This window comes from Intrasporangium sp. (genome assembly GCF_030452765.1).
Lineage (GTDB): Bacteria > Actinomycetota > Actinomycetes > Actinomycetales > Dermatophilaceae > Intrasporangium_A.
In genome coordinates this window covers 1-5,688 of record NZ_JAKDLO010000233.1, presented here as the reverse complement: position 1 = coordinate 5,688, position 5,688 = coordinate 1, and the positions used below count along the sequence as shown (strand labels likewise).

Here is a 5,688-nt window from a genome sequence, read left to right as displayed (position 1 = left end):
TAATGGATGTGCACGAACGGCCGCGACGGAGAGGCTGTGGTGTCGGTGTTCGGACGCGTTCCCCTTGCTCGCCGCCAGGTCATGTCGGACCTGCGCCCGTTGGTCGTCTCGGTCATCGGCATCGGAGCGGCGCTCGGCCTCATCCTGATCCTCCAAGGGCTTTGGGTCGGCTTTCAGGCCCAGATCTCCAGTTACGAGGACAACGTCGGCGCCGACCTCTTCGTGGGGGCGCCCGGAACCCAGAACTTCCTCGGCGACACCTCGGTCGTCCCGGCCAGCATGGTGAGCACGGTCCGAGCTGTGCCGGGCGTCGAGAGAGCCGATGCGGTGACCGCTCGCGGACTCGTGCTCGACATGGATGGGCGCAAGCAGTTCGCGTTCATGATTGCCTCGGAGCCGGGGGGCATGGGAGGTCCCTGGCGGCTGCAGGCGGGCAGGCTGGTCACGGCCGACGACGAGGTGGTCGTTGACCAATCCCTTGCCGATCAGCACGGCCTGGGTCTCGGCGACCGCATCGAGGTCCTCGGCAGCTCCCTGCGCATCGTCGGCCTTTCAGCCGGCACGAGGTCCTGGATGTCGAGCTTCGTGTTCGTGTCGCCCACCGCGGCCGAGGCCCTGCTCAGGTCCCGGGGTGCGGTCAGCTACGTCCTCGTGCGCGCCGCGGACCCCGGGACCGCCGCCGCAGACATCGAGCGGCGCAGCGGCCTGGCCGCACTCACCCCCGAGGCGCTGGGAGCCAACGACCGGCGCCTGCTGTCCAAGATCATGGGCGGCCCGCTGAACCTCATGGTGGGCGTGGCCTTCATCGCCGGCACGCTCATCGTGGCACTCACGGTCTACTCCGCCGTCGTGGAGCGACTGCGCGAGTACGGCATCGCCAAGGCGATGGGCGCATCCCGCGCGAGGCAGTTCGGCATCGTGCTCGGCCAGACGTCCATCCTGACGGCTCTGGGAGCAGTCGCCGGGTGGGCCGTCTACGAAGGGGGCTCCCGGCTCATCGCCTGGCTCCGGCCACAGTTCTGGGTACAGCTCTCCGCCGGCGCGGTGGTGACCGTGGCCGCAGCCGCCGTGCTCATGGCAGTCCTGGCCGCCGTCGTTCCGACCCTGCGCCTGGTCCGCCTTGACCCGGCCTCGGTGTACCGGGGGTGATGGAGTTGCCCGATGTCCCCGTAGCGCGGCGAATGCTCTTCTCGGAGCGCCGACGAGCCCTCCTCGGCATCGCCGGGATCACCGTCTCCCTGCTGCTCATGCTCACCCTGGATGCGATCTTCGCCGGTGCGACGCGTCAGCTGACCCGCTACATCGACAGCTCCCCGGCCGCGGTCTTCGTCTCCCAGGCCGGCGTGCGCACGATGCACATGTCCTCGTCGTCCCTGTCGATCAGCGCGGTTGCGGACGTCGCGGCGGTCCCCGGCGTGGCGTGGGCCCAGCCGATCCTCTACCAGTCAGGCTCCCTGACCGCGTCCTCAGCCAGGCAGCTGGCCTATCTCGTCGGATACCTGCCGGGGGAGCCGGGCGGGCCGACCCGTCTCGCGCAGGGGGCCGCACCTGGCCGGGGTGACATGGTCGTCGACGATCGGGCGGCGGACGCGATGGGGCTGTCCGTCGGCGACCGCGTCGAGGCCCTGGGGCGCTCCTGGCGGGTGTCGGGCATGACGTCCGGGCTGACGAACATCTCCAACACCGTCGCGTTCGTGGACTTCCGGGACTTCGCGTCCTCGGCCCGCCTCACCGGGACCGCCAGCTACGTCCTCGTGGGGCTCGCTCCCGGCTTCACCGCCGCTTCGGTGGCCGCGGCCATCGAGTCCCGGACCGGCTTGACCGCCCAGACCCGGGCGGAGTTCAGCATCCAGGAGCGCGGCATCGTGCGAGACATGAGCACGGATCTCATGGCGATCATGACGGTGGCCGCGTTCGCCATCGGTCTGGCCGTCGTCGGCCTGACCTTGTATGCCGCAACGCTCGGTCGCCTCCGGGAGATCGGCGTCATGAAGGCACTCGGCGCGCCACCGTCGAAGCTGGGCCGGATCGTGCTCACCCAGGCACTCTGGACCATCGCACCGGCACTCGGCCTCGCGATCGGCTTGGCTCTGATTCTCTCCGTGGTCGTGGAGTGGGTGTCACCCAACGTGACGATGGCCGTCGAGCCAGCCTCCGTGTTCCGGGCGAGCGTCGGCGCGGCGCTCCTGGGTGCGGTTGGAGCGGCGTCTCCACTGTTCAAGGTCGCCCGGGTCGACCCGGCTACGGTGTTCCGGAGGTCCCTGTGAACGAGATGGCGATCGAGGCCGAGGGCCTGAGCAAGGTTTTCGGTGAGGGCGACGTCCAGGTGCATGCCGTCCGTTCCGTGAGTCTGCAGGTCCGGCGGGGTGAGGTCCTGCTCATCATGGGGCCTTCCGGAAGTGGAAAGACCACCCTGCTGTCGATGCTCGGCGCGATGCTCCGGCCCACGTCCGGGCGGATCGTCGTGGGGGGCGTCGACCTCGCCACGCTGCCCGAGAGCAAGCTGCCGGCGTTTCGTGCCCGTCGGTTCGGCTTTGTCTTCCAGGACTTCAACCTCCTGTCAGCGCTGTCGGCCCAGGAGAACGTCGAGTTCGTGCTCAACCTGGCCGGCCAGACAGGCAAACGGAGCCGCGACACCGCCGCGAAGCTGCTCGAGGGGTTCGGGCTGGCGTCTCGACTCCACTTCAGGCCGCACAAGCTCTCCGGCGGTGAGAAGCAGCGCGTGGCCATCGCCCGGGCCATCGCCAACCAGCCAGACGTGATCCTGGCCGACGAGCCGAGCGCGAACCTCGACTCACGCATCGGGCACGAGATCGCGCGACTGCTCAAGCGCGCCGCCACCCACGAGGGTGCCGCGGTGGTGATCGTCAGCCACGACGCGCGCCTGAAGGACATCGCGGACCGGATCCTCTGGCTCGAAGACGGTGAGTTCCGCGCGATGAGCGAGATGGCCATCGATCCGGTGTGCGGGATGTCCGTCGAGAAGCAGGACAGCCCTCACCTGCGTCGGGACGGCGAGACGGTCTACTTCTGCTCCGCGGCGTGCCGGGATGAGTTTGCCGCCAACCCAGAACGATTCGTTCGAAGGCAGGCTGCCGAGCTGCCCGCCGCCAACCCGTCGTGAGGGCGCAGCCGGCCGGACGGCATACGGCAGCGGTCGTGCGCGCGACGGTGACGTCCGCGGGGTCGGGGCGCAGCGGCTTGAGGCGACGCCCGAGAAGGCACCGAGGCTGAAGAAGGGGCGCAAGCGAGGCTTCCCGCACGGACGCCCTGCAGGATGGCTACGAGACGACCGGCGCACCAGGCAAGCTTGGCCTGGTGCTGCCACGGGAGGCCCGACCCTAATGCGCCGCCAGGGCACGAAGGTCATGGCCCGGCTGGGCCGTGGACGCAGATCGCCTGGAATCCGCAGCCCCAAACGTCTCCTGGCACGCTGGGACGCCCGGCCCCCGTCAAGGGCCTCCAAGCTGCAGACCAAAGAGGTGTGGACCTTGGGTTGATGCGTGACGGTTCTACGCCGGTTGAGCCTTGACACTCTCGACGTTCAGCTGCCGCGTTCCGCGGGTCTTGGTCAGTGCACCTCCCAGAGATCGCTTGTTGGCGGACCGGACCGGTGCCCTCGCGTTTGACGGTGCGCAGCAGCTCGTTGCCGATCCAGAACTGCAGGATGTCCGCTCCGACGTGCACGTAGCACCGTTCCCCGGCCCGGTGCCGCCCACGGACACCTGCTGCCAGGACACGCACACGACCCGACCGTGGAGACCTTTCGGGCGACCCAGTCCGCCCGGAACGGTCCGGCTCGGTCGCGGGCTCGCGGCGGTCTCCGACTGTGAATCGCTCGGCCAGAGTGGCCATCTCGAGTCCTTGGTGGGGCCGGTCGGTGTTGTACCAGGCGACCCACGCGTGGAGGCGTTCCTGCGCCGACGCGATCGGGGAGAACACGGCGCCGGTGAGTAACTCGGCGCGCAGCGAGCGGTGGAACCGCTCGATCTTGCCGGTCGTCGTCGGCGAGCGGGGCTTGGTCAGCAGGTGCTCGATCCCGTTGACCGGGCAGATCCGGTCGAACAGCACCTCGGTCGGCGGATGGTTGAACCGGCCCGTGAAGACCTTCCCGTTGTCCGTCAGGATCTGTTCGGGCACCCCGTGCCTGGCCAGCGCCAATACCGACGCGTCACACACCGGTTGGGTCCTCCCCCTGACCATGAGCTCGGCGCTGCCACAGAACCGGGAATGATCATCCAGGCCGGTCAGGCACTTGAGCATGGTGCCGTCCTCGAGCAGGAACCCGCCGACCACGTCCATCTGCCAGCTCGTTCGCCCGCCCACGCTCCCACCGGCGCCTGTCACGCTGCTCACGCCGGCGCCGGCCCGGCTCGACCAGCCCGGCGCGCCGCAGCGCCCGGTACACCCACGACTCGCTGACCTCGAGTCCCTGCCTTGCCAGCTCGAACATGATCCCCGCGGACCCCATCCCGGATGCCGGCGCCGCGACTCCAGCACCGCCACCTCCGCGGCCGGGTCCATCTGGTGCGGGCACGACGCCTGACGGTGCGACCGGTCCGCCAGCCCCTCCAAACCGGCGGCCTCGTACCGGGCCAGCCACGCGTGCAGCGTCTGTCGAGACATCTGCCACGACGACGCCACCTCGGTGACCGTACGGCGATCGCTGATGACCGCCAAAACGGCCTTGTACCGCTGCTCAGCCACGCTCATCTCCCTCATCCAGGGAGTGCAAAGGATCAACCGAAGCGACCGTCAAGCATCAGCCGAAACACTGTCAGGCCTGAACCGAAGCCCGAACGTCAACCATCAGGCGAAGTCATACACTGCAGACCAAAGAGGCGGCAATGCGGGGATGCGTGCGCTGTGGCTTGCTGGCCCCGTCCAACGAGGAGCGAAGAATCGGATGCCAGCCATGTCAGCCCTCGAGCGGGCGTTCTGCCGCAGCAGTGCGTGGAGATTCGTCGCCCGCAAGGCTGTGCTCCCCTGGGCCCTCAACCACCATTCACTCACCGGCGACGTCCTCGAGATCGGCGGCGGAAGCGGCGCGATGGCTGCTGCAGCCGCCCACAGCTTCGGCCACGCCCGAATCACCGTCATCGACGTGGACCAGACCATGGTCGACACCGCTCGACTCGCACTAGCTGGATTCCCCCACGTCAACGTCCAGAATGCCGATGTGACGGCGCTGCCGTTCGAGACCGCTAGCTTCGACATGGTCACGTCGTACTTGATGCTGCATCACGTCATCGACTGGCAGGACGCTCTGGCCGAGGTCAGCCGGGTGATGAAACCCGGTGGCGCGTTCATCGGCTACGACCTCACCGATACGCGGCTCGCGCGGTGGGTGCACAGAATCGACGGATCACCACACCGCATCATCGCCCCGGGCGAACTCGCCGATGGGCTCGCGGCTGCGGGACTGACCGACATCAGCGTCAGGTTGTCGTTCCGCGGCCACCTGATGCGATTCCATGGCAGGCGGCGACGCGCTGCACCTCCGGGGCGGCATTCTCCCGCAGCCGCTCGACGATAGCGGCGGGTCGACCGGGCCAGCAGTATTCGCCTCGTCGGCGCCGCCCTCGCTGACGAGCAGTCCGATAGGCGGAAGGCCGCCGCTACCCCGCCCTGAAGGCTCCCGCCCACGCCCGAGCCGTGGACCACCACCACCGAGGAGGTGGCGACGGC

At 68.8% G+C, this 5,688-nt stretch carries 4 protein-coding genes and 1 pseudogene; 4 read left to right on the top strand and 1 reads right to left on the bottom strand.

What is annotated here, in order from left to right:
- The first annotated feature begins 36 nt into the window (after positions 1–36).
- Genes L0H79_RS20105 through L0H79_RS20095 form a run of 3 tightly spaced genes read left to right on the top strand, consistent with a single transcriptional unit; the run spans position 37 to position 3,124 of the window.
- The gene (locus tag L0H79_RS20105) at positions 37–1,149 is read left to right on the top strand and encodes an ABC transporter permease (RefSeq protein WP_301486417.1); all 1,113 of its coding nucleotides are present in this window, start codon (positions 37–39) and stop codon (positions 1,147–1,149) included.
- Between the two features lie 5 nt (positions 1,150–1,154).
- A complete protein-coding gene (locus L0H79_RS20100; protein ID WP_301486416.1) occupies positions 1,155–2,267 on the top strand; it encodes an ABC transporter permease in 1,113 nt (370 codons plus the stop codon).
- 5 nt (positions 2,268–2,272) lie between these two features.
- Positions 2,273–3,124, top strand: coding sequence for an ATP-binding cassette domain-containing protein (locus L0H79_RS20095; protein ID WP_301486418.1), 852 nt, complete (start codon positions 2,273–2,275; stop codon positions 3,122–3,124).
- A 464-nt stretch (positions 3,125–3,588) separates the two neighbouring features.
- Here the strand turns inward: L0H79_RS20095 and L0H79_RS20090 are convergent.
- Positions 3,589–4,722: pseudogene (locus tag L0H79_RS20090) on the bottom strand (IS481 family transposase); the annotation flags it as partial.
- On the opposite strand from L0H79_RS20090, the gene L0H79_RS20085 reads away from it, so the two are divergent.
- Positions 4,670–5,536: a class I SAM-dependent methyltransferase gene (locus L0H79_RS20085; protein ID WP_301486415.1), complete on the top strand. Its 867-nt coding sequence runs from the start codon at positions 4,670–4,672 to the stop codon at positions 5,534–5,536. The pseudogene L0H79_RS20090 and the gene L0H79_RS20085 overlap by 53 nt on opposite strands.
- Positions 5,537–5,688 lie beyond the last annotated feature (152 nt).